This window comes from Williamsia sp. Y853 (assembly GCF_056786495.1).
Window position 1 is genome coordinate 830,587 of record NZ_JBXCJC010000001.1, and the last position, 25,135, is coordinate 855,721.

The 25,135-nt window shown below is 63.4% G+C and carries 23 protein-coding genes; 10 read left to right on the forward strand and 13 right to left on the reverse strand.

Annotated elements, in window-relative coordinates; all coding sequences use genetic code 11:
* Positions 1 to 292: 292 nt before the first annotated feature.
* A complete protein-coding gene (locus AC1TPF_RS04095) occupies positions 293 to 1,207 on the reverse strand; it encodes an SDR family NAD(P)-dependent oxidoreductase (RefSeq protein WP_482142747.1) in 915 nt (304 codons plus the stop codon).
* Between the two features lie 127 nt (positions 1,208 to 1,334).
* On the opposite strand from AC1TPF_RS04095, the gene AC1TPF_RS04100 reads away from it, so the two are divergent.
* Complete coding sequence (locus tag AC1TPF_RS04100) at positions 1,335 to 2,000, forward strand: TetR/AcrR family transcriptional regulator (RefSeq protein WP_482142749.1); 666 nt, start codon at positions 1,335 to 1,337, stop codon at positions 1,998 to 2,000.
* A gap of 234 nt (positions 2,001 to 2,234) precedes the next feature.
* Here AC1TPF_RS04100 and AC1TPF_RS04105 read toward each other — a convergent pair whose 3' ends face one another.
* Entirely contained in the window at positions 2,235 to 3,125 is an 891-nt protein-coding gene (locus tag AC1TPF_RS04105) for an SAM-dependent methyltransferase (protein ID WP_482142751.1), read from the reverse strand.
* Between the two features lie 97 nt (positions 3,126 to 3,222).
* On the opposite strand from AC1TPF_RS04105, the gene AC1TPF_RS04110 reads away from it, so the two are divergent.
* The 4 genes from AC1TPF_RS04110 to AC1TPF_RS04125 all read left to right on the forward strand — a co-directional run bounded on the left by AC1TPF_RS04110 (position 3,223) and on the right by AC1TPF_RS04125 (position 7,502).
* Positions 3,223 to 3,819: an NADPH-dependent FMN reductase gene (locus tag AC1TPF_RS04110; RefSeq protein WP_482136383.1), complete on the forward strand. Its 597-nt coding sequence runs from the start codon at positions 3,223 to 3,225 to the stop codon at positions 3,817 to 3,819.
* 204 nt (positions 3,820 to 4,023) lie between these two features.
* Positions 4,024 to 4,386 (forward strand): DUF485 domain-containing protein, encoded by a 363-nt coding sequence (locus tag AC1TPF_RS04115; protein WP_482136382.1) that lies wholly within the window; start codon positions 4,024 to 4,026, stop codon positions 4,384 to 4,386.
* Positions 4,383 to 6,017 (forward strand): solute symporter family protein, encoded by a 1,635-nt coding sequence (locus AC1TPF_RS04120; protein ID WP_482136381.1) that lies wholly within the window; start codon positions 4,383 to 4,385, stop codon positions 6,015 to 6,017. The genes AC1TPF_RS04115 and AC1TPF_RS04120 overlap by 4 nt, the downstream gene beginning before the upstream one ends.
* 108 nt (positions 6,018 to 6,125) lie before the next feature.
* Positions 6,126 to 7,502 (forward strand): NAD-dependent succinate-semialdehyde dehydrogenase, encoded by a 1,377-nt coding sequence (locus AC1TPF_RS04125; protein WP_482136380.1) that lies wholly within the window; start codon positions 6,126 to 6,128, stop codon positions 7,500 to 7,502.
* A 26-nt stretch (positions 7,503 to 7,528) separates the two neighbouring features.
* On the opposite strand, the gene AC1TPF_RS04130 is transcribed toward AC1TPF_RS04125, so the two are convergent.
* On the reverse strand, positions 7,529 to 8,635 hold the full coding sequence (locus AC1TPF_RS04130; RefSeq protein WP_482136379.1) for an NAD(P)/FAD-dependent oxidoreductase: 1,107 nt from the start codon (positions 8,633 to 8,635) through the stop codon (positions 7,529 to 7,531).
* Between the two features lie 75 nt (positions 8,636 to 8,710).
* Positions 8,711 to 10,183 carry an MFS transporter gene (locus tag AC1TPF_RS04135; protein WP_482142752.1) on the reverse strand — a complete coding sequence of 491 codons (1,473 nt, stop codon included), beginning with the start codon at positions 10,181 to 10,183 and terminating at the stop codon, positions 8,711 to 8,713.
* 219 nt (positions 10,184 to 10,402) lie between these two features.
* Here AC1TPF_RS04135 and AC1TPF_RS04140 point away from each other — a divergent pair, with 219 nt between their 5' ends.
* On the forward strand, positions 10,403 to 11,746 hold the full coding sequence (locus AC1TPF_RS04140) for an NAD(P)/FAD-dependent oxidoreductase (RefSeq protein WP_482142753.1): 1,344 nt from the start codon (positions 10,403 to 10,405) through the stop codon (positions 11,744 to 11,746).
* A gap of 34 nt (positions 11,747 to 11,780) precedes the next feature.
* Here AC1TPF_RS04140 and AC1TPF_RS04145 read toward each other — a convergent pair whose 3' ends face one another.
* Positions 11,781 to 12,077 (reverse strand): hypothetical protein, encoded by a 297-nt coding sequence (locus AC1TPF_RS04145; RefSeq protein ID WP_482142754.1) that lies wholly within the window; start codon positions 12,075 to 12,077, stop codon positions 11,781 to 11,783.
* Positions 12,078 to 12,245: 168 nt separating this feature from the next.
* On the opposite strand from AC1TPF_RS04145, the gene AC1TPF_RS04150 reads away from it, so the two are divergent.
* Positions 12,246 to 13,019, forward strand: coding sequence for a nucleoside phosphorylase (locus AC1TPF_RS04150; protein WP_482142755.1), 774 nt, complete (start codon positions 12,246 to 12,248; stop codon positions 13,017 to 13,019).
* A gap of 19 nt (positions 13,020 to 13,038) precedes the next feature.
* Here the strand turns inward: AC1TPF_RS04150 and AC1TPF_RS04155 are convergent, their stop codons facing one another.
* Positions 13,039 to 13,485 (reverse strand): riboflavin kinase, encoded by a 447-nt coding sequence (locus AC1TPF_RS04155; RefSeq protein ID WP_482136374.1) that lies wholly within the window; start codon positions 13,483 to 13,485, stop codon positions 13,039 to 13,041.
* A 272-nt stretch (positions 13,486 to 13,757) separates the two neighbouring features.
* On the opposite strand from AC1TPF_RS04155, the gene AC1TPF_RS04160 reads away from it, so the two are divergent.
* Positions 13,758 to 14,312: an NADPH-dependent FMN reductase gene (locus tag AC1TPF_RS04160; protein ID WP_482136373.1), complete on the forward strand. Its 555-nt coding sequence runs from the start codon at positions 13,758 to 13,760 to the stop codon at positions 14,310 to 14,312.
* A gap of 103 nt (positions 14,313 to 14,415) precedes the next feature.
* Positions 14,416 to 15,888 carry a glucose-6-phosphate dehydrogenase gene (zwf, locus tag AC1TPF_RS04165; RefSeq protein ID WP_482142757.1) on the forward strand — a complete coding sequence of 491 codons (1,473 nt, stop codon included), beginning with the start codon at positions 14,416 to 14,418 and terminating at the stop codon, positions 15,886 to 15,888.
* Between the two features lie 13 nt (positions 15,889 to 15,901).
* Here zwf and AC1TPF_RS04170 read toward each other — a convergent pair whose 3' ends face one another.
* The 5 genes from AC1TPF_RS04170 to AC1TPF_RS04190 form a co-directional block, all read right to left on the reverse strand.
* The gene (locus AC1TPF_RS04170; RefSeq protein ID WP_482136371.1) at positions 15,902 to 17,467 is read right to left on the reverse strand and encodes an MFS transporter; all 1,566 of its coding nucleotides are present in this window, start codon (positions 17,465 to 17,467) and stop codon (positions 15,902 to 15,904) included.
* Between the two features lie 110 nt (positions 17,468 to 17,577).
* Positions 17,578 to 18,456 carry an alpha/beta fold hydrolase gene (locus tag AC1TPF_RS04175; RefSeq protein ID WP_482142758.1) on the reverse strand — a complete coding sequence of 293 codons (879 nt, stop codon included), beginning with the start codon at positions 18,454 to 18,456 and terminating at the stop codon, positions 17,578 to 17,580.
* Between the two features lie 127 nt (positions 18,457 to 18,583).
* Complete coding sequence (locus tag AC1TPF_RS04180; RefSeq protein ID WP_482136369.1) at positions 18,584 to 18,940, reverse strand: UBP-type zinc finger domain-containing protein; 357 nt, start codon at positions 18,938 to 18,940, stop codon at positions 18,584 to 18,586.
* A gap of 74 nt (positions 18,941 to 19,014) precedes the next feature.
* Positions 19,015 to 19,188 carry a hypothetical protein gene (locus tag AC1TPF_RS04185; RefSeq protein WP_482136368.1) on the reverse strand — a complete coding sequence of 58 codons (174 nt, stop codon included), beginning with the start codon at positions 19,186 to 19,188 and terminating at the stop codon, positions 19,015 to 19,017.
* A 141-nt stretch (positions 19,189 to 19,329) separates the two neighbouring features.
* Positions 19,330 to 21,501: an FUSC family protein gene (locus tag AC1TPF_RS04190; protein ID WP_482136367.1), complete on the reverse strand. Its 2,172-nt coding sequence runs from the start codon at positions 21,499 to 21,501 to the stop codon at positions 19,330 to 19,332.
* 159 nt (positions 21,502 to 21,660) lie between these two features.
* Here AC1TPF_RS04190 and AC1TPF_RS04195 point away from each other — a divergent pair, with 159 nt between their 5' ends.
* Positions 21,661 to 21,870 (forward strand): dodecin, encoded by a 210-nt coding sequence (locus tag AC1TPF_RS04195; RefSeq protein ID WP_482137285.1) that lies wholly within the window; start codon positions 21,661 to 21,663, stop codon positions 21,868 to 21,870.
* 23 nt (positions 21,871 to 21,893) lie between these two features.
* Here the strand turns inward: AC1TPF_RS04195 and AC1TPF_RS04200 are convergent, their stop codons facing one another.
* Together AC1TPF_RS04200 and AC1TPF_RS04205 are read right to left on the reverse strand one after the other, a co-directional pair.
* A complete protein-coding gene (locus tag AC1TPF_RS04200) occupies positions 21,894 to 23,414 on the reverse strand; it encodes a SulP family inorganic anion transporter (RefSeq protein WP_482142760.1) in 1,521 nt (506 codons plus the stop codon).
* Positions 23,415 to 23,595: 181 nt separating this feature from the next.
* Positions 23,596 to 25,116 carry an amidohydrolase gene (locus AC1TPF_RS04205; protein WP_482142762.1) on the reverse strand — a complete coding sequence of 507 codons (1,521 nt, stop codon included), beginning with the start codon at positions 25,114 to 25,116 and terminating at the stop codon, positions 23,596 to 23,598.
* Positions 25,117 to 25,135: the final 19 nt, after the last annotated feature.

Genomic DNA, 25,135 nt, shown 5'->3' on the forward strand with positions numbered 1-25,135 from the left:
TTCGCGATCGCCGAAGCGATGTCGTCGGGCGCGTCTTCGGGAACCTGAGCGGCGCCATCGAGCCGACATCCTCGATGTCTGTCGCCAACGCCGGCCCGCTGACCGGAGCGATACTCTCTGAAGCCAGTTCCAGCGACACCATCGGCGGAGACCAGGACGCTGCCACCATCTGTGCACTGTGGCCACTGGCTTTCAGCCCCGGCTCAGGGCCCCACTTATCTCCAGGACCACGCTGACCTGTACTTGTCCGACTATCAGCGGGCTACTCTCGCTGGCCAGCTCTCGGTCGTTGTCACCGGACGGCCAGGCTGAGAGGGAACGTCACGCCGGTGAGCTCTTCGGAGACGGTCCACAGGCGCCGCTGGACCACTCGGTCGTGCGAGTCTGGGCTGGACGTGACCAGTTCGGGATATACCCGGATCGCCCTGCGGTTGCCGGGGCCGTAGTACTGCCCGCCGACGACGGCCGGATCGGTGGCTGCGCGCAGGGTGGGCAGGGCGCCGATGGCGGCCTTCTGGGTGAGCAGTGGTGCGAGCCCGGTGAGGGGCAGACGGAGCGCGGTGGGCAGGTTGCGGGCGAGTCCGGTGTTGGACGGGCCGGGGTCGGCGGCGACTGCGATCGTGGTGTCGTGCGGGGCGAGCCGGCGCTGCAGTTCGTACGTGAACATCAGGTTGGCGAGTTTGGCCTGGCCGTAGGCGGCGATGCGGCTGTATGAGCGCTCCCACTGCAGGTCATCGAAGTTGATGGCGGCCCGGATGCGGTGGCCGATGCTGCTCACCGTCACGACGCGGGAGCCGGGGACGGGCAGGAGCCGGTCCAGCAGCAGGCCGGTCAGGGCGAAGTGGCCGAGGTGGTTGGTGCCGAACTGCAGCTCGAAGCCGTCGGCGGTGGTTTGGCGCGGGGTGTGCATCACGCCCGCGTTGTTGATGAGTAGGTCGATGCGCGGGTGGGCGGCGCGTAGGTCGGCCGCGGCGGAGCGGACCGAATCCAGTGAGGTCAGGTCGAGGGCCTGGACGGTGACGTCGCCGTTGATGCGGGCGGCTGCCTGCCTGCCCTTCTCGATGTTACGGACGGCCAGGACCACCGTCGCCCCGCGTTCGGCGAGCATTCGCGCAGTCTCGAAGCCCAGCCCGGTATTGGCGCCGGTCACGATCGCCACCCGGCCGTGCTGCTCGGGAATGTTTTGGTCGTTCCAGTTGCTGCTCATGACGTACTCCTTAAGAAACCATCGGTCTGTTGTGGAATAAACATAAAAGACCGGCGGTCTCCTGTCAAGGGACCGACGGTCTTTAATTCCCCCAACGGACCGGTGGTCTTTAAGCTAAGGTCAAACCGTGACATTTCAGCGGGCACGCAGCGAGGAGCAGCGCGAGATACGTCGCAGGGCGATCCTGGACACGGCGGCGGCGATGCTCGACGAGATGCCCGTGGCCGAGGTGAGCCTCAACGAGCTCAGCCGGCAGGTGGGCCTGGCCAAGTCGAACGTCTTGCGGTATTTCGAGTCGCGCGAGGCGGTCTTGCTCGAACTGCAGGACGCCTTCATGGGGAGCTGGCTCGCCGAGCTGGCGGACGAACTGGACGCGGGCGTCGAGGCGCAGGCCACGCCGGACGTGCGAGCAGGTCAGCTCGCCGAGATCCTCGGCCGGTCACTGTCGGAACGGGTGGTGCTCTGCCACCTCTTCGGCGCGCAGGGTGCTGTTCTGGAGCGAAACGTCTCGGTCGAGGTGGCCAAGCAGCACAAGCGTTCCTCCCTCACCAGACTCGCCGACATGGCCGATCTCATGCGTCTTCACCTGCCAGAGCTCGGCGATGGCGCTCAGATGTTCTGCTTTACGAGCCTGATCTCGGCGGGCGCGCTGTCGGCGTACGTCCCGACGCCACCGAGCCTCCTGACTGTCTACGCGGACGAACCCGCCCTCGGCATACTTCATCCGGAGCTAGACGAAGCCCTGCGGTCATCCTTCACTGCGACGCTCGTCGGCGTGCTGCCGCGCGCCTGAATGCCCCGGGCTATTACGTGCAGCTCGAGACTGACCGTTCGTCGCACAGCGCGCACGACTTCATGGCCACCAAAGTGCGGGGAAACATCAACATCGTTCTCAGGCAGTTCATTTCGACGTTTGTAGTCACGGCCGTCTCTGTGTGATTCGCCAATCGTGACCTCGATCCGCGCGGTTGTCTGGCGGCGGTCCGCTTGCGAAAAATGCAGTGCCGCAACAACTATGGTGATCGCACTAGGAAAGGGGAGTGGAGTCCGACGGCTTGAGAACCGCGGTCAGATAATGGGTGCCTTCGGGGGATGGGGTGAGCCGACCGTAGCGGTCTTGCAGATCGGATTGACCTTGAATGATTGTCTGCCAGTTCATGTGGTGGAGCTGGCTGGTGGTGTCGCGGTCGGTACGCCCCGTGGTAGCGGTGTCGGGCGCGCCGACAAGCGTTTTGAGTTTCTGGTACCGCTCGGACGTTGATTGTGTTGGTGCCGTTGCGAGTTGGGCGATCTGAGCAAGCCGGCTGCCCGGAGCCGAGAGTTCGGTGATGGTCGTGAGCACGCTCCTGACGACGTCGTCGGATAGGTAAGGCAGCACGCCCTCTTCCAGCCAGGCGGTCGGAACGTCCTGGCGAAACCCGGATGCGAGCAGGTCATGCTCCCACTGTCCGCGTAGGTCGGTGGCAACGGTGTGTCGCAGTCCGGGTCTGGGGGCCTGGACTTTCGCCAGTACCTGTTCTTTGAAGTCGAACATCGGTGGGAGATCGATTTCGAAGACCGGTATGTGCGCCGGAAGCGGCAGTCGAAAGGCGCGTGTGTCCAGGCCTGCCCCCACGATGACGACCTGCTCGCACCCTTGCTCGCAGGCCGCGAGCAAGAAGTCGTCGAAGAATTTCGTGGCCAGAACGCGATCATCGTAGAAGTCGTCAACGAGTTGTCGCATCCGCTCCCACGTGTCGACAGCGTCCTCGGGCGCGTCCTGGTCGAAGAACGCTGTCTCGGCGGCCTCAGCGAAAAGCTGTGCGTACGGATCTGCGAACAGAGCATCCGCGCGTACCGTTTCGCGCGCGCGGATCAACGCCACTCCGATCGCAGTCAGCCCAACTCCAGCCAGTGAATCCGGCAGACCTCTATCCATGGACTCAATCCTCCCCAGTCGGTTCTCTGAGGAATGTAGCCCTCGTACCGGCGTTTCGATTCGTTTTCCACATCGTGGTGATGCCGGAGGAGCAGGAGTGAATCAATCGCAGATCGTGCTGAACAGAACTCCATCGTTTGCCGCCTACAGTGGCCGGATGACGGCTCAATGCATCCTGATGATCAGTGGCAGCGTCCGTGAGGGTTCAGTTAACGCTGCGGTGGTCGCGACGGCGGCCGCGGTGGTGCCCGAAGGCACCACCGCGGTGACCTATGCCGGGCTGAGCGATCTGCCGCATTTCAACCCCGACCTCGACAACGACTCCCCGCCGCCGGCCGTGATCGAGCTGCGTCGCCTGATTGACGAGTCGACTGCGCTGCTGTTCAGCACACCGGAGTACGCCGGCGCTATGCCGGGGGCGCTGAAGAACCTGCTGGAGTGGACCGTCGGCGGTGTGGAGACGACGCAGAAGCCAACCGGGTGGATCAACCCGTCATCGATCCACAACCGGTCCGTCGGAACGTACGCGTCGCTGCGCACCGTGCTCGAGTACACCGACGCCCGAATCATCGATGCAGCCTGCGTCAACGTGCCGATCCCACGAGCGTTGATCGGTGCGGACGGTCTCGTGGCCCCGAGCCCCGAGCGCGAGGCGATCCGCAGCGCCGTGGCTGCGCTCGTCGCCGGCACCTAGAAACGTTCCGATCGCGTCGGCAGTCCCCACGCGGCTGATCCCGGTTCGGGGCGCGGCCGCTTACCGTTCGTCGCTCAGAATCGACCGTTCGTCGCACAGTTCGACAGCTCACCGTGTGACTGCGACCACACCATATTCATGTGACCTGGACCTCAATAACGTCTCCTGACAGGTTCTCTCACTCGTTTATGTCAGGAGTCTCCCGTGACCACATCAGACCTGAGCCCGGATAGGTCGCCCGAGCGACCGGCTCCGGACGCACAGGCGTTCATCGACATGCAGGCAAGTCCGGAGTTCCAGGATCTGCGCCGTCGACTACGCGTGTTCGTCTTCCCCGTGACGGGCTTCTTCCTGGCCTGGTACATGCTCTATGTCCTCGTCGCCACGTACGCGCACGACTTCATGGCCACCAAAGTGTGGGGCAACATCAACATCGGCATCATCTTCGGTCTCGGGCAGTTCGTTTCGACGTTTGTCATCACGGCCGTCTACGTGCGATTCGCCAATCGTGACCTCGATCCTCGCGCCGCGGCCATCCGCGAAGAGCTGGAAGGACCGGTCAAATGACCATTCTCGCCGCGGATACCGCTTCGGTAGGTAACCCCGCACTCAACATCGCCATCTTCGTGGCCTTTGTCGTCATCACCATGACGATCGTCATCCGGGCCAGCAAGACCACCAAGAAGGCCTCCGACTTCTACACCGGTGGCGGCCAGTTCTCCGGACCGCAGAACGGCTTTGCGATCGCAGGCGACTATCTGTCGGCCGCATCGTTCCTCGGTATCGCAGGCGCCATCGCCGTTTACGGTTACGATGGCTTCCTCTACTCGGTCGGTTTCCTCGTTGCCTGGCTGGTGGCTCTGCTCCTCGTTGCCGAATTGCTGCGCAACACCGGCCGGTTCACGATGGCCGATGTTCTGAGCTTCCGACTCCAGGAACGTCCGGTCCGGATGGCCGCGGCGCTGTCCACCCTGACGGTCTCGCTGTTCTACCTGCTGGCCCAAATGGCCGGTGCGGGTGGACTTGTCGCCCTGCTACTGAACATCGACGGCAAGTTCGGTCAAAGTATTGTGGTCGCCGTGGTCGGCGTCCTGATGATCGCCTACGTCCTCATCGGCGGCATGAAGGGCACCACCTACGTCCAGATGGTCAAGGCGGTTCTCCTCATCGCCGGTGCAGGCGTCATGTTCTTCCTCGTGTTGTTCGCGGTGAAGGGCAACTTCTCGCAGTTGATCGCCGATGCGCAGGCCACCGTGAGTGGGTCGGCAAACGAGGCGGTCGCGAGCCGTGACATCGCTGCTCCCGGTGCAAAGTACGGCATCAGCGAGATGTCGAAACTCGACTTCATCTCGCTGGGCATCGCTTTGGTTCTCGGTACCGCTGGTCTGCCCCACGTCCTGATGCGCTTCTACACGGTCCCGACCGCCAAAGAGGCGCGTCGTTCGGTCACCTGGGCGATCGGACTCATCGGCGCCTTCTACCTGTTCACCCTGGTTCTCGGTTACGGTGCCGCCAAATCGGTTGGCCCGGACAAGATCCTCGCCGCACCGGGCAAGGAGAACTCAGCCGCGCCGCTGTTGGCATTCGAGCTCGGCGGCACCATCTTCTTGGCCGTGATCTCGGCGGTGGCCTTCGCGACCATCCTCGCCGTGGTTGCCGGACTGGCCATCACCGCCTCCGCCTCATTCGCTCACGACATTTATGCCAGTGTCATCAAGCGCGGCAAGGCATCTGAGGAGCAGCAGGTCCGGGTTTCGCGGATCACCGTTGTGGTCATCGGCCTCGTCTCGATCGTGCTGGGCATCCTGGCCATGGGGCAGAACATCGCCTTCCTGGTGGCCCTGGCCTTCGCGGTTGCCGCCTCGGCCAACCTGCCGACTTTGCTGTTCTCGCTGTTCTGGAAGAAGTTCAACACCACTGGTGCGCTTTTCAGCATCTACGGCGGCCTGATCACCTGCATCGGACTGATCGTGATCTCACCAGCTGTGTCCGGCAAGGCGACCTCGATGTTCCCCGATGCGAACTTCGACTTCTTCCCGATGTCGAACCCGGGCATCGTCTCGATTCCCGCCGGCTTCCTGCTGGCCGTGATCGGCACCTACGTCGGGCGTCGCAAGCAGGAGAACGCAGCGAAGCAGGCCGAGATGGAGGTTCGCTCACTCACCGGGGTCGGCGTCGAAAAGGCGGTCTCGCACTGACCTGAAAACCTCGATGATGTGCGGTTTTGGCGGTCCCGTCCTGGGAGTTTGTTCGCCAGAACCGCACATCATTGTGTTAAGCCGGTGTTACTTGGGTACTCGGGGGGGATGAGTACTTACACGACCACAAATCCGACCACCGGCAAGACCGAGCGGGAGTTCGAGAGCCTTACCGCGGCGGGTGTCGAAGACGTACTGAGCCGTTCGATGGCGGCGTTTGAGCCGTGGCGGGCCACCAGTCCGGCCGAACGCGCCGCAGCACTGGCCCGGACCGCTGACCTGTACGAACAGCAGGCCGACAAGCTGGCGCAGGCCATCACCACGGAGATGGGTAAACCGACAAAACAGGCGCTTGGCGAAGTGCAGTTGGCTGCGGCGATCTACCGCTACTACGCGGAGCACGGGCCGGACCTGCTCAAGAGCGAGAAGCTCGACGTCGGCGGGGCGGACGAGTCGATTGTTCAGAAAGAACCGGTCGGTCCGCTCGTGGGTGTCATGCCCTGGAACTATCCCTACTATCAGGTTGCCCGGTTTGTGGCTCCGAACCTGATGGCGGGCAACACGATCATTCTCAAACATGCGTCGATCTGTGCCGGGTCGGCTCAGCTGATGGAAGAGAAGCTTCACGAGGCGGGCGTACCGACCGACGCGTACATCAACGTCTTTGCGTCCAGTGACCAGGTTGCCGACATGATCGCCGATACCCGCGTCCGGGGAGTGTCGTTGACGGGCAGCGAAGCGGCGGGAGCCTCCGTCGCCGAGACGGCGGGGCGGAATCTGAAGAAGGCGGTACTCGAGCTCGGTGGGTCCGATCCCTTCATCGTTCTCGAGACCACCGATCTGGAGAACACGGCGCGGACCGCGGCCAAAGGTCGATTGTCGAACGCGGGCCAGGCATGTAACAGTCCCAAGCGTTTCATCGTGCGCGACAAAGACTTCGACACATTCGTCGCGACGGTCACCGCGGAGTTCGAGTCGGCCACGGTGGGTGACCCCTCACATCCCGACACCGTGGTCGGGCCGCTGTCGTCGGTCAATGCCCGGGACACAGTGGTCGATCAGGTCAAGAAGGCCGTATCGCAGGGCGCCAAGTTGCACACCGGCGGTGAAGCGGTCGATGGAGATGGCGCCTTCATGCGTCCGGCCGTGCTGACCGGGATCACCAAGGACATGGACGCCTACTCCGAGGAGATCTTCGGTCCTGTCGCGATGGTCTACTCCGTGGCGTCGGAGGACGAGGCGGTGAAGCTCGCCAATGACGTCGACTTCGGCTTGAGCGGTTCGGTCTGGGGCTCCGACCTCGACAAGGCCCGCGACATCGCCGATCGCCTCGAGGTCGGTATGGCGTACATCAACGAGCACGGAACAACGTTGCCGGGCTTGCCTTTTGGCGGCGTCAAGCGCTCCGGGTTCGGTCGAGAACTCGGACGTTGGGGGATGGGCGAGTTCGTGAACACCCGCCTCCGCCGGACATCCAGCCGCTAGACCCCTATCGAAGGCGGGTGCACCGGTCAGTCGGCGACGTCGGCCACCGCTTCGGCGATGGCGAAACAGGATGTGAGCCCGGGGGATTCGATGCCGAACAGATTCACCAACCCGGTGACTCCGTGCTGTGCGGGGCCCTGGATCAGGAAGTCGGCGGCCGGTTCGCCCGGGCCGGAGAGTTTCGGCCGGACACCGCAGTAGGCGGGCGTGAGCGAGTTGTCGGGTAGCGCAGGCCAGTACCGGCGTATCTCGGAGTAGAAACTGTCTGCTCGGGTCGGATCGACCCGGTAGTCAACACGGTTCACCCATTCGACGTCCGGGCCGAAACGGGCCTGACCGCCGAGGTCGAGGGTCAGGTGTACGCCCAGTCCGCCGTCGACGGGGATTGGATAGACGAGTCGCGAGAAGGGCACCTTGACGCCGGTCGGAGTGTAGTAATTCCCCTTGGCGTAGTAGCGCTTCGGAAGGTGCTCGGCAGGAAAGCCATCGAACTGCGCCGCAACATCCCACGCGCCCAACCCGGCACTGTTGATCACTGTGCCGCAGGAGATCTCGGTGTCATCGATGGTCAGGACGATCGACGAATCCTTGCCTGTCCCGGCAACCGATCCGCCCATCACGGTGCTGCGCAGCACCGTGGTTGCGCCGGATTCTTCGGCATCACGCCGCAGGGCACTCATCAGTCCATGGCTGTCGACGATCCCGGTGGACGGTGACAACAGTGCCCGTCCGGCCTGCAAGTCGGGTTCGAGGTCGGAGAGTTCGTCCGTGTGGACCATCCGAAGATCGTTGACGCCGTTGATCTCTGCGGCAGCGGCAATGCCCAACAAGCGGTCGAACTGATCGGCATCGGTTGCCACGATGAGCTTGCCGATCCGGTGGTGATCAACACCGTTGTCGGCGCAGTAGGCGTAGAGCTTGTCTCGGCCGGTCGTGCAGTAGCGTGCCTTGGCGCTGCCGGCGGGATAGTAGATACCGGCGTGGATGACCTCGGAGTTCCGTGAACTGGTTTCCGACCCGATCAACTCGGACCGTTCGATGATGAGTACCTCACGCCCGCTGCGGGCGAGCTGCCTGGCAATGGCCAAACCGATCACACCGGCACCGATCACCACACAATCGATGTACTCCACCGCTCACCTCCGAGGCCTCGTTCAACGCAGATACGCTCCACGCACCATGACGCATGGAGCGTATCGGCGGACGATTCAGCGAGCAGCGGTTGTGGACCCTTCGATGTCGGTGGCGTCGCTGGGCAGCTCGACCGGGGACGGCTGTGGCTGGAAGCGAGGAACGCACGCTGTGAACGCAAAAGCGAGGAGTGCGGTTCCGGCGGCCAGCAGCATGGTCACCTTGAATGCGTCCGCGGACGGCACGTCGAACCCGCCGGACGAGATCGTCATCTGAGCCAGGATCACGCCGACGATGGCGCTGGCGAAGGATGTTCCGAGCGAGCGCATCAGCGTGTTGAAGCTGTTGGCAGCGCTGGTCTGCGACATCGGGACGGCACCCATGATCAGCGCGGGCATGGCGCCATAGGCCAAACCGGTGCCGATGCCGATGATGATGCCGACGATGATGATCTGCCAGACGGTGCTGAGGGCAAAGGCCCCGAGGACGTATCCGGCAGCAACAACAAGGGCACCGATCATCAAGGTTGTCTTGGGGCCTCGCGAGTTGGTGATCCGCGCCGACACGGGGGCCGCGAGCATCATCACCACACCGAATGGGGCCATCGCCAGGCCGGTCATCAGAGTGGATTTGCCCATCCCGTACCCGGTGCTCTCGGGTAGCTGGAGTACCTGCGTCAACACCAGCGTCATGGCGAACATCGCAAAGCCCAGGGCAACCGATGCCAGGTTGGTGAAGAGCACCTGTCGGCCGGCGGTGACCCGCAGGTCGACAAGTGGCAGCTTGGTCCGCAGCTCCCACCAGCCCCAGACAGCGAACGCGATGACCGAGAGCGCTGCCAGCGTCAGGGTTGTGCCACTGGTCCAGCCCCAGTCGGAGCCCTTGGAGATCGCGAGCAGTAGGGCGATCAACGCGGTCGAGAGCGATGCGGCGCCAACGTAATCGAAGCTGCCGCCGCTGCGGACGTCAGATTCGGGAACGAACACCAGGACCAGCATGGTGGCAAGTACAGCGAGTGCACCGGAGATCCAGAAAAGGAAGTGCCAGTTGGCGTATTCGGCGATCAGGGCCGAGATGGGCAGGCCGAGTGCACCGCCGATGCCGAGCGAGGCACTCATCATGGCCACCGAGCTCGCCAACTTCTCTTTGGGGAGTGCATCGCGCATCAGGCTGATTCCCAGCGGGATCACCGCTCCCGCCAGACCCTGCAACACCCGACCGAGAAGCAATGGGATCAGGCTGTTGCTCAGCGCGGCGACGACGGAACCGAGGACCAGGAGCATCAGGCTCAGCAGCAGCAACCGGCGCTTGCCGAACATATCTCCGAGTCGACCCATGACGGGTACTGCGACGGTGCCGGTCAGCAGGGTGGCGGTGACGGCCCATGCGGTGTCGGACGGTGAAGCGTCGAGGAGTTTGGGCAGTTCGGGGATGATCGGGATCATCACGGTCTGCATCAGGGCCGCGACCACACCGGAGAACGCCAGGATCGCCACGATAGGCCCAGGCGGCGGAGCCTTGGTGGTGTCGCCGGCTACGGGAACGTGCATGTAACGCCTCCAGAGAGATTCAGGTTCGTGGGCGCGTGAGTACTAAAGCAGCCGACTGATTGAACTTAAAGCGTATGACTCAATCGGTCAATGAACCTGGCGGTGATGCACCACACAGCAAGAAAGGGAGGGGGATAGACTTTCGCAGTAGTCACGACAGTGATGGAAAGGCTTGTTGCTCAAGCCTTTGGTGGTGGCAATTCGCGACCGAAAGAGAACATGACCACATCTGAGCGCCCGCGTGTATTGATCGTCGGCGGAGGTTTCGGCGGACTGAATGCCGCCCGAAAACTACGGCACGCCGACGTCGACGTCACCCTGCTGTCCCGCGGAACAAGTCATGTCTTTCAGCCGCTGCTCTACCAATGTGCGACGGGCGTGCTGTCCGAGGGCTCGATCGGCAGTCCGCTGCGACACCTGTTGCGGCGGCAGAAGAATACCCATGTGGCACTGGGTGAAGCGACGGCGATCGACGTCGACACCCGAACGCTGACGGCCTGCCGAAGCGATGGGTCGATGTTCGATCTGCCCTACGACCACCTCGTGGTCGCCGCCGGGATGCAGCAGGCCTATCACGGGCACGACGAGTACATCGATTGGGCGCCGGGCATGAAAACGCTGGACGACGCCTTGACCATCCGCCGCAAACTGGTCACCGCATTCGAGATGGCCGAGTCACTTCCAACCGCCGAAGAGCGAGCGCGCTGGCTGACCTTTGCGGTGGCCGGTGGTGGACCGACCGGTGTGGAAATCGCCGGTCAGATCCGTGAATTGGCCCTGCATGCCCTGACGAACGAGTTCCGGTCGATCGATCCCTGCGAGGCCAGGGTGCTGCTGTTCCACAGCGGTGACCGGGTCTTGCCCTCCTTCGACAAGAGACTGTCGAAGAATGCACAGCGCACGCTGGAGCGGGTCGGTGTCGAGACCCACCTCGGGGTTCATGTCACCGAGATCGGTCCCGGTTATGTCGAGACGACCACCAAGGCGGAGCCGAAAACCACGAGTCGGTATGAAACACAGACCGTCGTCTGGACTGCCGGTGTGGAGGCCGTGCCTTTTGCCAAGGCGCTCGCCGCGGCGTTGGGTGTCCCGCAGGACCGGTCCGGGCGCATCGCCGTCGAACCGGACCTGACGGTCCCCGGACATCCGAACATCTGGGTGGTCGGTGACCTGATGTCCCGCGACAAGTTGCCCGGTGTGGCAGAGGTCGCGATGCAGGGCGGACGGTACGCGGGCAAGCTGATCGCTGCGGAGGTCGCATCGGGCGGCGCCGCCACGCGGACGCCGTTCAAGTATCGAGACCTGGGCAGTGCGGCATATGTCGCGCGGGGCCACGCGCTCGTTCAGGCCGGGCCACTTCATCTTTCGGGACGCCTGGGTTGGTTGTCGTGGGGGGTCATCCATATCGTCTTCTTGGCCGGAGCTCGCAATCGTATTGGCACGCTGCTGAACTGGGGTGCGACGCTGGCCACCGGATCGAGGCGGGAGCGGGCCGTCACGTTCGGTGATTCGCGCATCGCACGGAACACGTACTTCACCAACGCCAGGAAGAATGCGAGCTGACCGGATGCTGAACAAGGTTCGGCCACAATGCGACTCAGAGTGCCGCCGTACCCATCGTCGCCAGCATCAGTCCGAACAACAACCATCCGGCGCCCTGCCAGATCGTCCAGGTGCCACCGCGCTTCCACACCCGGTAGCCCTCGATGAAGGCGCCGATGCCGCCCAGGAGCAGTATCGCGGTTGAACCCGCACCCCAGAGCAGGCTGGAAGGGTCGATCAGAAGGTCGGCAGCCAGCCAGATTGCGGCCAGGGCGATCACCACGATGACGTATTTGGCAGCGGCCCGGAATGTCGGGGGATCGTTCCAGCGCTTTTCGACGTCATTGGTCACGGTGGCCTCCCTCTCTGTGAACTCACGGTTGCTTCACACTCTGTGAACTGTTCCGGTGGTACCCGGAATGAGTCGATTTCATGCAAGCTTCGAGCTCGGCAGGCGGATCAGGCAACTGCGCGCTACTTTGCACAAGCAACTACACCCCACCAACGCCGGGAGCCATCAGTGTCAGAGCAGATCGTCGACAAGAACGCCGCCGGACTCGATGTCCGGCAGTACCACATCGGGGTGGCTCCGGGTGAGGTCGGAACAGTTGCGTTGTTGCCGGGTGATCCGTTCCGGGTGCCCTTTGTCGCAGAGTTTCTGACCGATGTGCGTGACATCGCCCATAATCGCGAACACCGGACGATGACGGGTTACTACAAGGGCAAACTGATCACCGCGACGTCGACGGGGATGGGTTGCCCATCGACTGCCATCGCGGTGGAGGAACTGGCCAGGGTCGGTGTCACTTCGCTTATCCGCGTTGGGAGTTCGGCCGGCCTGCAGCCGGGTATCGCGCCGGGTGATCTCCTGATCAGCGAGGGTTCATTGCGCAATGACGGAACCACCGCGGCGTATGTTCATCCGGGTTTCCCTGCGGTACCGGATATTTCGATCGCAGCAGAACTGCGGCGTGCTGCCGAGGCCATGGCGGCGCAGCGCGGCGGCTTTCGGGTGTACTCCGGCATCAACGCCACCGACGATGCGTTCTATGCGGAAGGCCCGGAGTGGATTTCCCAGTTGTCGCGGATGGGAATCCTCAACGTCGAGATGGAGAGTTCGGCGCTCTACGTCGTCGCGAAGCTGCGAGGTCTGCGCGCCGGCATGGTGTGTGCCTGCTCGAGCAACCTCGTCGACGGTGTCAGCGTCTACGGAGATCAGAAGGCCGCGCTCAAGGACGGTTGGATGCGCAGCATCGAGGTTGCCCTCGATACTGCTGTTGCGCTTGACCTTTGACGGACAAGGCCCGGTGCGGTCAGCTTTCCGGCCGCGTCGGGTACTTCGCCATGAGATCACGGGCCGCCTGCTTGTCGCCGTTCATGGCGACCACCAGATCGTCGATCGAGTTGAAGTTCTCCATGCGGCGCACGAGTGTTGTCAGCTCCGCGATCGCGTGGGCGCCGTACAGATCCTCTTCGAAGTCCATGACGTAGGCCTCGACCGTGCGGGTACGACCGTCGAATGTCGGGTTGTTGCCCACCGAGATCAGCGCAGGCAGGTACGTGCCCGGGCGTAGACGGCCACGAGGCGGCTCACCCTCTGCCAGCCCGAACCAACCGAAGTAGACGCCGTCCTCGGGGATCCGACTCTCGTCTTCGGTGCGGATGTTCGCGGTCGGGAAGCCCATGGGCGCTCCGCGTCCCTCGCCACGCACGATCTCGCCCGCGGCGTAGCCGAGAAGTTCGTCGGAGTTGCTGGTCACTGCACTATCCCTTCGTGGGGTCACAAGTCGCGGGTCGGACACCGCGTGGTGCGGCGACCAAATGCTGTCTTCGAGCGTAGACGGGTCCGTACAGGTACCGGTGATCTGGCTGTCGAGATGTGGGGGGTTTCATCCCGCGGGAAGACCAAAACTCGCGGCGACTCAAACCCGTGGCTAGGTTGTCGTGGTGACATAGCGTCACCTACGGCTGCAGAATCGCTGGTCTACGGCCGATGAACCCCCCGCCACGATGAAGTCTGGAGCTGACCGCGTTGTCTGAAGCAGGATCGTTGAAGGTCTCGGTAGTTGTCGGAAACCCCAAGCCGCAGTCGCGGACCCGGACGGTCGCCGAAGCGCTGGTGCCTGCGCTGCTCGAGCCGGGATCGTACGAGGTCGATGTCATCGAACTCGCCGACCTGGCAGATGAGTTGTTCCAATGGGGTTCGGAAAAGGTCACCGCAGCAAAGACTTCGGTCGCGGCCAGCGACCTGGTCATCTTTGCCACACCCACCTACAAGGCCTCGTACACCGGACTGCTGAAGGCATTCCTCGATCAGTACGGCACAGATGGCCTCAAAGGAGTGGTGGCGATACCCGTGTTCACCGGTGGGGACCTGACGCATTCGCTGGCACCACAGACAACGCTGGCACCCTTGCTCCTGGAATTGGGTGCCGCGATCCCGGGCCGTGGTCTGTACTTCGTCATCGACGATCTGCCCGAACTCGACAGCTTCATCGCGCAGGCGGCCGCCGACTATTCTGCCGTGTTCGCCTCGCTGTCGTCGGTGGCCGGCTCGGTCCGTCCGGCCCTGAAAACTGCGCAATAGCGACCTGCCGAGGGCTATGCGCCCTCGATAGGTCATCAGGGGCGAAGTTGGGGGTTGCCCGGTTGCACTGCCTACTTCGCTCCCAGGTGGGACGATCGACGATGTGTCCGGACTCGAAGCGGCCCTCGGGGTCAAAGCAGCCAAGAAGGTGCCGCCCCATGTCGTGGTGTTGTTCGGTGCCACGGGCGATCTGGCGCGCCGAAAACTGTTGCCCGGCTTGTTTCATCTGTTCATGTCGAAACTGGCGCCGCCAATGCGGATCGTCGGGACCTCGCTCGATGACATCGACACCGAGGAGTTCCGGGCAGTCGCGGTCAAGGCCTGCAGCGAGTTCTCCAGCCGGGTCTTCACACCCGAAGCAGCGGCGGAGTTCGCCGAGACCCTGACCTATGTGCCGCAGAGCGCAGGCGCTGAAGCGCTCGCCGCACAGGTGCGGCAGGAGCTTTCGGTGATGGGAACCGACGCCCACATGCTGCACTACTTGAGCGTGCCGCCGATGGCAGCGATGGCCGTGCTCGAGATGCTGCATGAAGCGGATCTGGTGAAGAAGTCCCGCGTGATCATGGAGAAACCGTTCGGTACCGACCATGACAGCGCTGTCGCGCTCAATGCCTCGATCCACAAGTGGTTCGGGGAGGATCAGATCTTCCGTATCGATCACTTCCTCGGTAAGGAAGCGGCCCAGAACATCCTGGCCTTCCGGTTCGCCAACGGGTTGTTCGAACCGATCTGGAACCGAAACTTCATCAATTACATCCAGATCGATGTACCCGAGAAGCTGGCGCTCGAAGGACGGTCGCACTTCTACGAATCCACGGGCGCGTTCCGGGACATGGTGGTCACCCATCTCTTTCAGATCCTCGCCTTCGTTGCGATGGAACCACCGACCGCGTTGGCGCCCGGACCGATCGGTGAGGAGAAGAACAAGGTTTTCCGGTCGATGCTGCCGCTTGATCCCCGAAACGTGGTGCGCGGTCAGTACACCGGCTATCGCGATGAACCCGGTGTCATCGCCGAGTCGCAGACCGAGACCTTCGTGGCGCTCAAGGCTGAAATCGACAACTGGCGGTGGGCCGGGGTCCCGTTCTACCTGCGAACCGGCAAGGGGTTGGCCGATGGACAGCGCATCATCTCGATCGCGTTCCACGAGCCACCGAAGAGCATGTTCCCGGACGGATCGGGTGTGGGGCAACAGGGTCCGGATCACCTGACGTTCGACCTCGCCGACGAGTTCAAGGTGTCGCTCTCGTTCTACGGCAAAAAGCCGGGTCCGGGCATGAAGCTCGACAAGCTGAGTCTGCAGTTCGCGATGCACGAAACCGAGCAGGCCGACCTGGTGTTGGAGGCCTACGAACGTCTCATCCTTGATGCGATGAAAAACGATCACACACTCTTCACCACGGCGGAGGGCATCGAACGGTTGTGGGATGTCTCGGCGCCGTTGCTCAACGATCCACCCCCGGTCCGCAGTTACAGTCAGGGATCATGGGGGCCCAACGCGATCCATCAGCTCATCGCACCGCACGCCTGGCGGTTGCCGTTCGAACGGATCTGGCGCAACAAGAAGGAAGGCTGACGGTGTCTGACCATCAGTTCTCTTCAGCCGCATACTCTTTCATCAGTACGCGTTCCTTGGTGACATTCGGGTACCAGATCCTGACGACCACCGCGCCGACGAGCACAACGAGGATGGCCGAGGCGTAGGCCAGAAAGTCGCCGTCCACAAACGCTTCTCGCGCAGCCGACAGGATTTCGGTAGCGTTGTCGGGGTAGCGTTCCGCGAGATCCTCGGCACTGGAGAACGATTTGGTGAGCGCCGCCTGAGTCTGGTCGGTGATGGTGTCGGCATCGGGCGATCCGGCGATCTGCTTCGTCAGGTTGTGCGCATAGCCGGCGGTGAGGATCGCACCGAGAATCGATTGCATGATCGCCCCGCCGAGATCGCGCTGCAGGTCGGACATGCTCGAGGCCATTCCGGCTCGCGACAGCGGAACAGAACCGGTCAGCGAACGCGACGCGGGCGTTCCCGCGATACCCACCCCGACACCGATGCAGATGTAGACCAACGCGACCTGCCAGTAGTGCGCACTCTCGCTCCACATCGTCATGGCGAAGACCATGCCGAGACCGATGAACGCGAATCCGACCAGCAGTGTGGTGCGCGATCCGAGGTTCTCGACCATCCGCGCGGACAGGGGAGCAACGACCACCATGGAGGCGGCGGCCGGAAGAACCGAGGCGCCTGCCGCGAGGGTCGAGTACTCCAAAACGTTCTGCAGGTACTGCTGCCCGATATACATCGCGCCCATCAGGGTGCCGAACACCACGATGCCACCGATTGCGGCGACCCAGAAAGTCGGGCGGGCAGCGATCTTGAGGTCGAACAGTGGGTTGGCGGCGCGGTGTTGTCGGAAGAAGAACGCGATGGCTGCGGCCAGTGCGATGGCCGCCAGGATTGCGGTGATCGTCCCGGCGCCTGCCATCGGGAGAAAGTTCAGCGCCAGCACCATGGCGCCGATGAAGGCGATGGACAGGACGCCGCCGAGGTTGTCGACCGGGTCCGTGGAGTCACCGTTGTCACCGGGTACCAACTTGAGTGCAGCGATGAGCGCGATGACGGCCAGCGGCAGGGTGACGAGGAAAACCGAGTGCCAGCTGAACACCTCGAGCAGCCCACCGGACAGGACCGGACCCAGTGCGGTGATCGCACCGCCGAGCGCGGACCAGGCCGCGATGGCCTTTGTGCGGCTCGGGCCCTGCCACAACGCGGTGATGATGGCCAGGGTTGTCGGATAGGCAAGGCCCGCCGCGATACCGCCGAGGAGGCGCCCGGCAAACAAGATCTCGATGTTGGGGGCCAGCCCGGCGATGAGTGATGCCGGAATCGACAGGCCCATGCCGATGATGAGCATCCGCTTGCGGCCATGCCGGTCGCCGAGGGCTCCGAAGTACAGAACCGAGGCGGCCAGGCCGAGGGAATAGCCGACGGCCACCAGGTTCAAGCCGGTGGCGCCTGCGTCGAAGTCCTTACCGATATCCGGCAGGGCGACATTGGCGACAGCGAGATTGATGTTGGCAACACCGGCAACCAGAATCAGTGTTCCGAGCACAACTTTCGCGCGCGGAGGGGCCTTGTCGGCAACCGGTGAGGTCAAGGGTCCTCCTCCATCGGCGGACGTACAGCATGAGTACCGAATTGAGTGCTGAATGCGTCAAGCCGTCAAAGAGTATCGCGAATCAGTCGCGCAGCCTGGGCTAATCGATTTCAGCGCAGCGCGCTCGCAACGATATTCGCGAGCTCGAGCGGTGCATCGCTCTGCACCGAATGCCCGGCACCGTCGACGGTGAAGACCTCCATGCCGGGCCGATGCCGCCGCAATGTGTCGACGTCGTCGTCGGCAACAAACGGCGAGAGGCCACCGCGGACGAGCGTGATCGGAGTATTGCTGTCGGACAGATCTTTCCACAGTGGCTCGGGTTCGATGGACTTACGGAACCGGTCGTAGCGCCATCGCCAGCGGCCGTCGTCGGTCTGCCGGGTGTTGTGGATGACACCACGCCGGATCGAAGATCTGGGACGGTTCGGGGCGGCCGCGGCGGTGAGGTTGATCAGCTCATCGAGATCGTCGAACGTGTCCGGGCCGCTGACCAACGCAACGGTGCCACGCTCCTTGTTGCTGAGGTTCTCCACCCGTTTGGGTGATTCCGGGCTGACATCGACGAGGATCGCGCGTTTGATCAACCCGGGGTACCGGGCGCTCGCCGAGATGGTTGTGAGTCCACCCAACGACATCCCCACCACCAATTCGGCCTCCGGAGCGAGGGCACGAATCACCGGTCCCACGGCTTGGGCATTGACATGGGGGCGGTAGTCACCGTCCTCGCGCCACTCCGAATGGCCGTGACCCGGAAGGTCGATGGCCAGAGCCGGTACCCCGAGAGCCAGCAGAACGCTGTCCCAGGTGTGGGCATTCTGGCCACCGCCGTGTAGCAACACCACCCGTGGCGACGCGGTGCCCCAGCGCAGGGCACTGACGGTCCGGCCGTCGACAACCGTGTCGATCCGGGTCACCGGTGGGAGCGGATCAGATTCCAGGCCAAGCTCTTCGGCGTTCTCGGGCAGTAGGTCGAACTCAGTGGGCATAGGTTGTCCTCTTCCGGTCTGGTCTGCAGAGAAGACTACGGACCAGACCGTGGCAACAGAGGTATTCGGGGACAAACAGTGCCCTTTTGCGCTGGCGCGCGCGAAATTCCGGCCGGAAGGAGGCAGGTCAGTCGGTGCGGTTGCGCAGTTGTTCGACCCAGTCCGTGGGAACTCGGCCTTCCGGTCCGGGTGTGGACTGGTCGGCGGGCCGAGAGTGTGGGGGAGCGAGCTCGGGTCCGTCGTAATAGTCGTTGCTGGAGTAGTCCCAGAACCAGTCCTCGCCCGGTTCAAATGACTGGATGATCGGATGCCCGGTCTGCGTGGCATGGGCGGATGCATGACGTGAAAGGGAATCGTCGCAACATCCGATGTGTCCACATGCCGCGCATCGACGGAGATGAAACCACCAGCCTCCGGTGTTGTCGCAGTCGAGGCAACCCGGCCCGCTTGGTGGCACCTGGGGATCGATGGATGGGGTCGTCATAGATCCCATCCAAGACCAGCTTTGCCGATCATGCACGCGGTGCAACGAGATCGGTTGTCGGCAAATGGTTTTGATCAAGCGTTGGTGGATGCGCTCTCGCGCCGAGTGATCATTTCGAGTTCGATCTGGGTACGTGTGGACGTCGGCCGGCGAACGGCATCGAGGGGTGCGTACGGCGAGGTGTGGTTCTGGTACGCCGCAATGATTCCGGCCACTACAGCCGGTCCGATGATTACCAAAAGTTCCATGGCAGTAACTATCCGTTCAATAACTTCCTGCCAACAGTGGCAGAATTGCCAGCCTTGGCAAAGTTTCTGCCAAGGCCTATGTGGGCGGAGATTGTGCAGGTCAGGACAGTGTTGCTGCGATCAGCCGCTGCGGCAACTGATTTATAGCGGTCTGCCCCCGCGCATCAACTCGAGCTCGCCGAGGTAGGCCGCTGTCGCGATGAGCGGACGCGCCTCGTCGATGCCCAAGCCGTTTTTCTCGTAGTCGGTGCGAAGCGCGGCGACCATTGCGGCCGCGATTCGGCTCAGATGGTCCCGGGTGTGCTCGTCGGCGGTGTTGACGGTGTCGACGGTGACCCGGGCGGCCTGGATATCGATGACCGTGCACATGTTCGGTCCGGTTGCAGCCGGGTGTGAGGTGGGTGTGAGGTCGGCGATGGAATCGGCGACGATGCGTAGCCGGATGGATCGTCCCACCGCGCTCACCATCGGCGTACGACGTTCGACGGCTGTTCCTGATTCGGAAAGATATTGGCGCGCTGCATCATCGGATGCTCGGTAGGCGATCAGGCTCTCCGTTCGCAACTCGGTGACAGCGGCTTCGGTGGCGGTTGTCGAGCCCGTGATCATCCTGGTCGTGGCAGCTCTGAGATAGCGGGCGTGGACGGCAATGGAGTAGTTGATGGCGGCGTGGGCCGTTGCCGCGACGCCGCGCGGCCACATCACGATTCCCGCGACGACGGCAACGGCGCAGCCGATCGCCACATCTTCGACTCTGATCAGTCCGATCTTCCAACCGCTGGGACCCAGCACGTTGAAGAGGGTCACGATGAACACCGTGAATGCCGCCTGGCCCGCGGCGTACGAGATCACCTTGGGGATGTAGGCGGCGCCGAACACCGCAATCGGCAACGCGGTCCACAGGGCGATCTCACTGGTGCCGATGGCGGTGATGATGAGCGCTCCGACCAGAAACCCGACTACGGTACCGAGCACCGAGCGCAGCACATTCGAACCTGTTGCCAGTGCACTGGTGCGCAGTACTGACAGGGCGCCGAGGACCACCCAGAATCCGTGTTGCACAGGCACTATCTGTATGAGAGTGACAGCGGCCGCGAGACCGACACCGGTGCGCAACGCATTTCGCGCGATCACCGAGTGCTTGACCAAGGTCGACGAAATCGACATCCGCGTCGACTGATACTCGGGTAGCACCGAATCGGCTGCCCCGGTGGACGGTAACTGTCGGCCGAGAATCTTCTGCAACATCGGTCGCGCGTCGGCGGCCGATGCCCACGCCACGGTGCGGCCGATCAGTGCGATGGTGCTGCAGCTGGTGTGGATTTCGAGCAATCTCACGCCGTCCGCCTCGGCTTCGGCGTCACTGGGATCGGCGAGAAGGACGTCGAGGTTCGTGCCGAAACGGTTGTGCATCAACGATCTCAGGTGGTTGGCGGCGTCCACCAGTTCAGTGCGCGCGCCCAATCCGACCTGTCGGCCGTCTGTCGCGAGTATGTCGGCCGCCAGCTGTAGCACCTGGACAGAAGGTCCGCGCAGGTCATCGGACAGCTGCACTTTGCGCCGGATCACCTGAGTGGTCAGCCATTCGAGGTCGTCCACCACCCTGATGATCGCCCGACTGCCTGCAGACAGGCCGGCGGGCCGGGCATTGGTGCCCAGGTAGGCCTGTCGAAGTCGATCCATCAGAGCGTCGACGTCGACTGTGGCCGGCTTCGTCGCGGTGGTGTCGGGACCACATGCCAAATAGTCCGCCAATCCACTGCACACCAGGCGCGCGCGGTTGCGTAGCTCGTTGTGGTGGCGCGGCGGCAGCAGGAACAGGACTGCCGGGATGCCGAATACGAGGGCAAGGGTCCAGCCAAGCAACCGATCCGTCAGCGCGCCCCCGGGGGTGGCGACCGGAACGACAAAGAGCAACAGTGCCGATCGCTGCGCCGCCGAGAAACTGGAACCGAGGATCGCGGTAGACGACACCGCCACGCCCACCACAAACATCGACAGCGAGGCCAGCCATCCGGGCTCGGCGAGCACCGTGGCCGCACTGATGAAGGCATAGCCCACAACGGCCAGACCGCAGTAGCTCACTGCCCGACGGGTGCGACTGCCCGGAAAATCGACGAGAATGAGGAGCGCAACCGAACCGAAGATCGCGAACTGTGACGTTTGCGCGTCCCCGAGGTGTATCGCGACCGCCGCGGTGACCGGAATGACCAGTGCCGATCGAATCGCGCGCCGTAGCGCGTCGAAATCGGGATCACGCCTACCTGCTGCAGCGACGAACCTCGAGCTCAGCTGGCGGACGGGCATGCCCATTTTTGAATCCTAGTCGGATGCACCGGCCCCCGCGGGGAACTGATTGTGGCCGATGTTTTCGTGAACGCCTCCACGGCTGCACCTGATCAGTACCGTTGGCAGTGCGAGGGATTGACGCCATCGAACGATTTCCGTTCAACGAAGAATCGAGGATCGCCAATGAGCGAGAACGTCTATCGAGTCACAGAGATCGTGGGAACATCACTGTCGAGTTCCGACGACGCGATCAAAAAAGCCATCGCGAGGGCAAATAAATCGCTGCGCAATATTGATTGGTTCGAGGTGATCGAGACCCGTGGGCACGTCGAGAACGGTGAGGTCGCCCATTTTCAAGTGACTTTGAAGGTCGGGTTCAAGATCGAGGACTGATCCTGGGTCGAGATCGCCAGACGTCAGTGTCCGGCTCCGAGGTTTCCGGAGAGACGTTCGAGTCGCTCCAGACTCGGACCGGTGAGTCCGACGATGGTGGCTTCCTTGCCGCGATCACGGTACTTCCGCAAGATGGCATCGAGGGCGGCGACCGTCGAGGCGTCCCAGATGTCGGCTGCGGTGAGATCGATGACGACGGAGTCGGGATCGCCTGCGTAATCGAACCGGTAGACAAGATCGTTGCTCGACGCGAAGAACAGCTGCCCGGTGACGCGATAGCGCCGGACCTCCACGCCGTCGGTGGTCTCCGTCGTCGCCTCGACGCCGGTCAGGTGGGCCACCCGGCGGGCGAACAGAACCATCGCCGTCAGCACTCCCAGGACCACGCCGATCGCCAGGTTGCTTGTCGCCACGGTGGCCACCACCGTCACCAGCATCACGAGCGTTTCCGGGAACGGCATCAACCGCAATGTGCGGGGGCGGACGCTGTGCCAGTCGAACGTGCCGACCGACACCATGATCATCACGGCCACCAGGGCGGCCATCGGGATGACACCGACGATGTCGCCGAGCACCACCACCAGGATCAACAGGAAGATTCCGGCCAAGAACGTCGACAGCCGCGTGCGGGCGCCCGACTGTTTGACGTTGATCATCGTCTGGCCGATCATCGCGCAACCACCCATGCCGCCGAAGAATCCGGTGACGATGTTCGCCACACCCTGACCCCAGCTCTCACGGGTCTTGTTCGAGTGGGTGTCGGTGATGTCGTCGACGAGTTTGGCGGTCATCAACGACTCCATCAACCCGACCAGGGCCATGGCCAGCGCGTACGGCGCGATGACCGACAACGTATGCCAGGTCCACGGCACGTCGGGCAGAAGGAGTGACGGCAACGAATCGGGCAGGGCGCCTTCGTCTTCGACAGTCGGGACGTCCCAGCCGACTGACGTCACGAGCACCGTGAGCACCACGATCGCAACGAGGGGTGACGGGACAACCGAGGTCAGGCGCGGCAGGAAGACGATGATCGCCAGACCCGCCGCCACCAGTGGATAGACGAGCCAGGGGATGTCGTCGCCGAACAACTGTGGCAGCTGCGCACTGAAGATCAGGATGGCCAGCGCGTTGACGAAGCCGGTCATCACGCTGCGCGGGATGAACCGCATCAATTTGGCGATGCCGGCCAGGCTGAGCACGATCTGCAGCAGCCCGGCGAGAAGGACCGTTGCCAGGAGGTAGTCGAGACCGTATTCCTCGACGACTGGTGCCACCACCAACGCCACTGCGCCGGTCGCCGCCGAGATCATCGCCGGACGTCCACCGACGATCGAGATGGTGACGGCCATCGTGAACGAGGCGAAGAGGCCAACCCGCGGATCGACCCCGGCGATGATCGAGAACGAGATCGCCTCGGGGATCAACGCGAGTGCGACCACCAGACCGGCCAGGATTTCTTTGCGCAGCTGCACCGGATTGCGGAGCAGCGAGCGGACCGTTGCCGGTGGCGTCTGCGAATGGGCGGTCTTCACTGCGCTGGGCACGGGGAGTTCACTTTCTGGTCTTACGGCCTGGTCTTACGGGCTGGTCTTACGGCGGGGGGGATTGCACGGCGCGACTGGTCGACCCCGCGATTGTTACCCGAGGTCAGCGCCGTCGGACTGTAGGAACCTACCGATCTGACCGCTTTGCTGCCAACTCAGACAACGCTTGACCTGACGTACGTCACATTGCCAGATGGGTGATGCGGCCTGCGGTGACCGTTGCCGCGACGCCGAGGTTACGCAACACCTGCGCCGCCTGCGCGGTGGTCTCGGCCGGTTGCAGCGGGTCCTCGTCGAGCAGCACCACATCACCCCGGTTGCCTGCGGTGATGGTCGGCTGCCCGCCGGTACTGGCCGCCAAGGCCTCTGCGGGTGTCAGTGATTCGGCCGGATTCCACGGGTCGTCGCCGTCGCGGCCGCGATGTACAGCCGCCGCCATCGCCAACCGGGGATCGAGGATCGAGACCGGGGCGTCGGATCCCAGGACGAGCCGAACACCACCGTCGAGCATCGACCGCAGGGCAAAGCAGCGCTCGCCGCGGTCGGGCCAGCATCGGAAGGCGACATCGCGGTCGTCGAGAAGGTGTGCCGGCTGCACACTCGCCCGGATGCCCAGCGCCTTCATCCTGGGGATGTCGGCGAAGCGGATCAGCTGCGCGTGCTCGATGCCGCCGCGAGCGCCGGTGGCCTCAAAAGCGCTCAGCGCCTGATCCACTGCGGCGTCGCCGATGGCGTGCAACGCGATGTGGAGTCCACCGGCAGTGCCGCGGGCCAACAGCTCGATCATCGTCTCGCGATCGTAGATCTGTTGTCCTCGTGGATATTCGAGCTCGTCGGCGTCGGCGTAGGGCTGGCAGCAGTGCGCGGTCCTGGTGTTGAGGGAACCGTCGGAGAAGATCTTCAGCGGGCCCATGGTCAGCAGGTCCGAGCTCTCCATCAGCCGATCTCCGGTCCGTAGCCCGGCGGCGAGCACCTCGTCGAGCGTGGTGGCGTACGTGACGGGCGCGACCCGTAGCTGATCGATCCCGGCCGCGAAACGCTCCGGCCATTCACGATGTCCAGCCGCCATCTCGAAGTCGACGATGCCCACCACGCCGCGTCCCGCAGCCTCGTCGACCGCTGCGCGGACAAGCGAATCGACATCGTTCGAGGCCGCCGACAACTGCGCGAGTGCCGGTTGCACGTCGAACCACTCGGATTCAACCAGCTGTGTATCGCGTGGTGGAATACCCAGTAGTGCAAGCGCTTTGCTGTTGAGCCAGCCGGTGTGCACGTCGCCACTGGACAGGATGACCGGGTGATGTCCGCTCACGGCGTCGAGCTCGGCGACGGTGGGCTGGGTGGGCCACAGTGCGGTCCGGAAGCCGAAGCCGAGGAGAGCGCGGCCCTGCCACGGCCGCGGTAGTGCCGCGACATGGTCAGCGATGATCCGGGTTACGTCGGCAGCGCAGGTGGCAGCGGAGACGTCGATTCGCGCCCTGGTCTGAGCCCACATCGACATGTGCACGTGCTGATCCCACAGTCCCGGAATCGCCCATCGGCCGTCGGCGTCGAGCACCACGTCGTCGGATCCGGGGCGCAATTCGGGTGCGACCTCGGTGACCACCCCATCGGTGATCCGGATGTCCACGGGTGAGGCGGTCGCCGCAGGCGTGCGGACCGGCACCAATCGTGCGCGCCGGATGAAAGTCGAAGAGGCCACGAGACATCACTTTCCAGTA

Excerpts from the sequence above, each read along its gene's own strand:
- AC1TPF_RS04095 (WP_482142747.1), bottom strand. The coding sequence starts at position 1,207 with ATGAGCAGCAACTGGAACGACCAAAACATTCCCGAGCAGCACGGCCGG.
- AC1TPF_RS04105 (WP_482142751.1), bottom strand. The coding sequence starts at position 3,125 with ATGGATAGAGGTCTGCCGGATTCACTGGCTGGAGTTGGGCTGACTGCG.
- AC1TPF_RS04120 (WP_482136381.1), top strand. The coding sequence starts at position 4,383 with ATGACCATTCTCGCCGCGGATACCGCTTCGGTAGGTAACCCCGCACTC.
- AC1TPF_RS04125 (WP_482136380.1), top strand. The coding sequence starts at position 6,126 with ATGAGTACTTACACGACCACAAATCCGACCACCGGCAAGACCGAGCGG.
- AC1TPF_RS04135 (WP_482142752.1), bottom strand. The coding sequence starts at position 10,183 with ATGCACGTTCCCGTAGCCGGCGACACCACCAAGGCTCCGCCGCCTGGG.
- AC1TPF_RS04140 (WP_482142753.1), top strand. The coding sequence starts at position 10,403 with ATGACCACATCTGAGCGCCCGCGTGTATTGATCGTCGGCGGAGGTTTC.
- AC1TPF_RS04175 (WP_482142758.1), bottom strand. The coding sequence starts at position 18,456 with ATGCCCACTGAGTTCGACCTACTGCCCGAGAACGCCGAAGAGCTTGGC.
- AC1TPF_RS04180 (WP_482136369.1), bottom strand. The coding sequence starts at position 18,940 with ATGACGACCCCATCCATCGATCCCCAGGTGCCACCAAGCGGGCCGGGT.
- AC1TPF_RS04185 (WP_482136368.1), bottom strand. The coding sequence starts at position 19,188 with ATGGAACTTTTGGTAATCATCGGACCGGCTGTAGTGGCCGGAATCATT.
- AC1TPF_RS04190 (WP_482136367.1), bottom strand. The coding sequence starts at position 21,501 with ATGGGCATGCCCGTCCGCCAGCTGAGCTCGAGGTTCGTCGCTGCAGCA.
- AC1TPF_RS04195 (WP_482137285.1), top strand. The coding sequence starts at position 21,661 with ATGAGCGAGAACGTCTATCGAGTCACAGAGATCGTGGGAACATCACTG.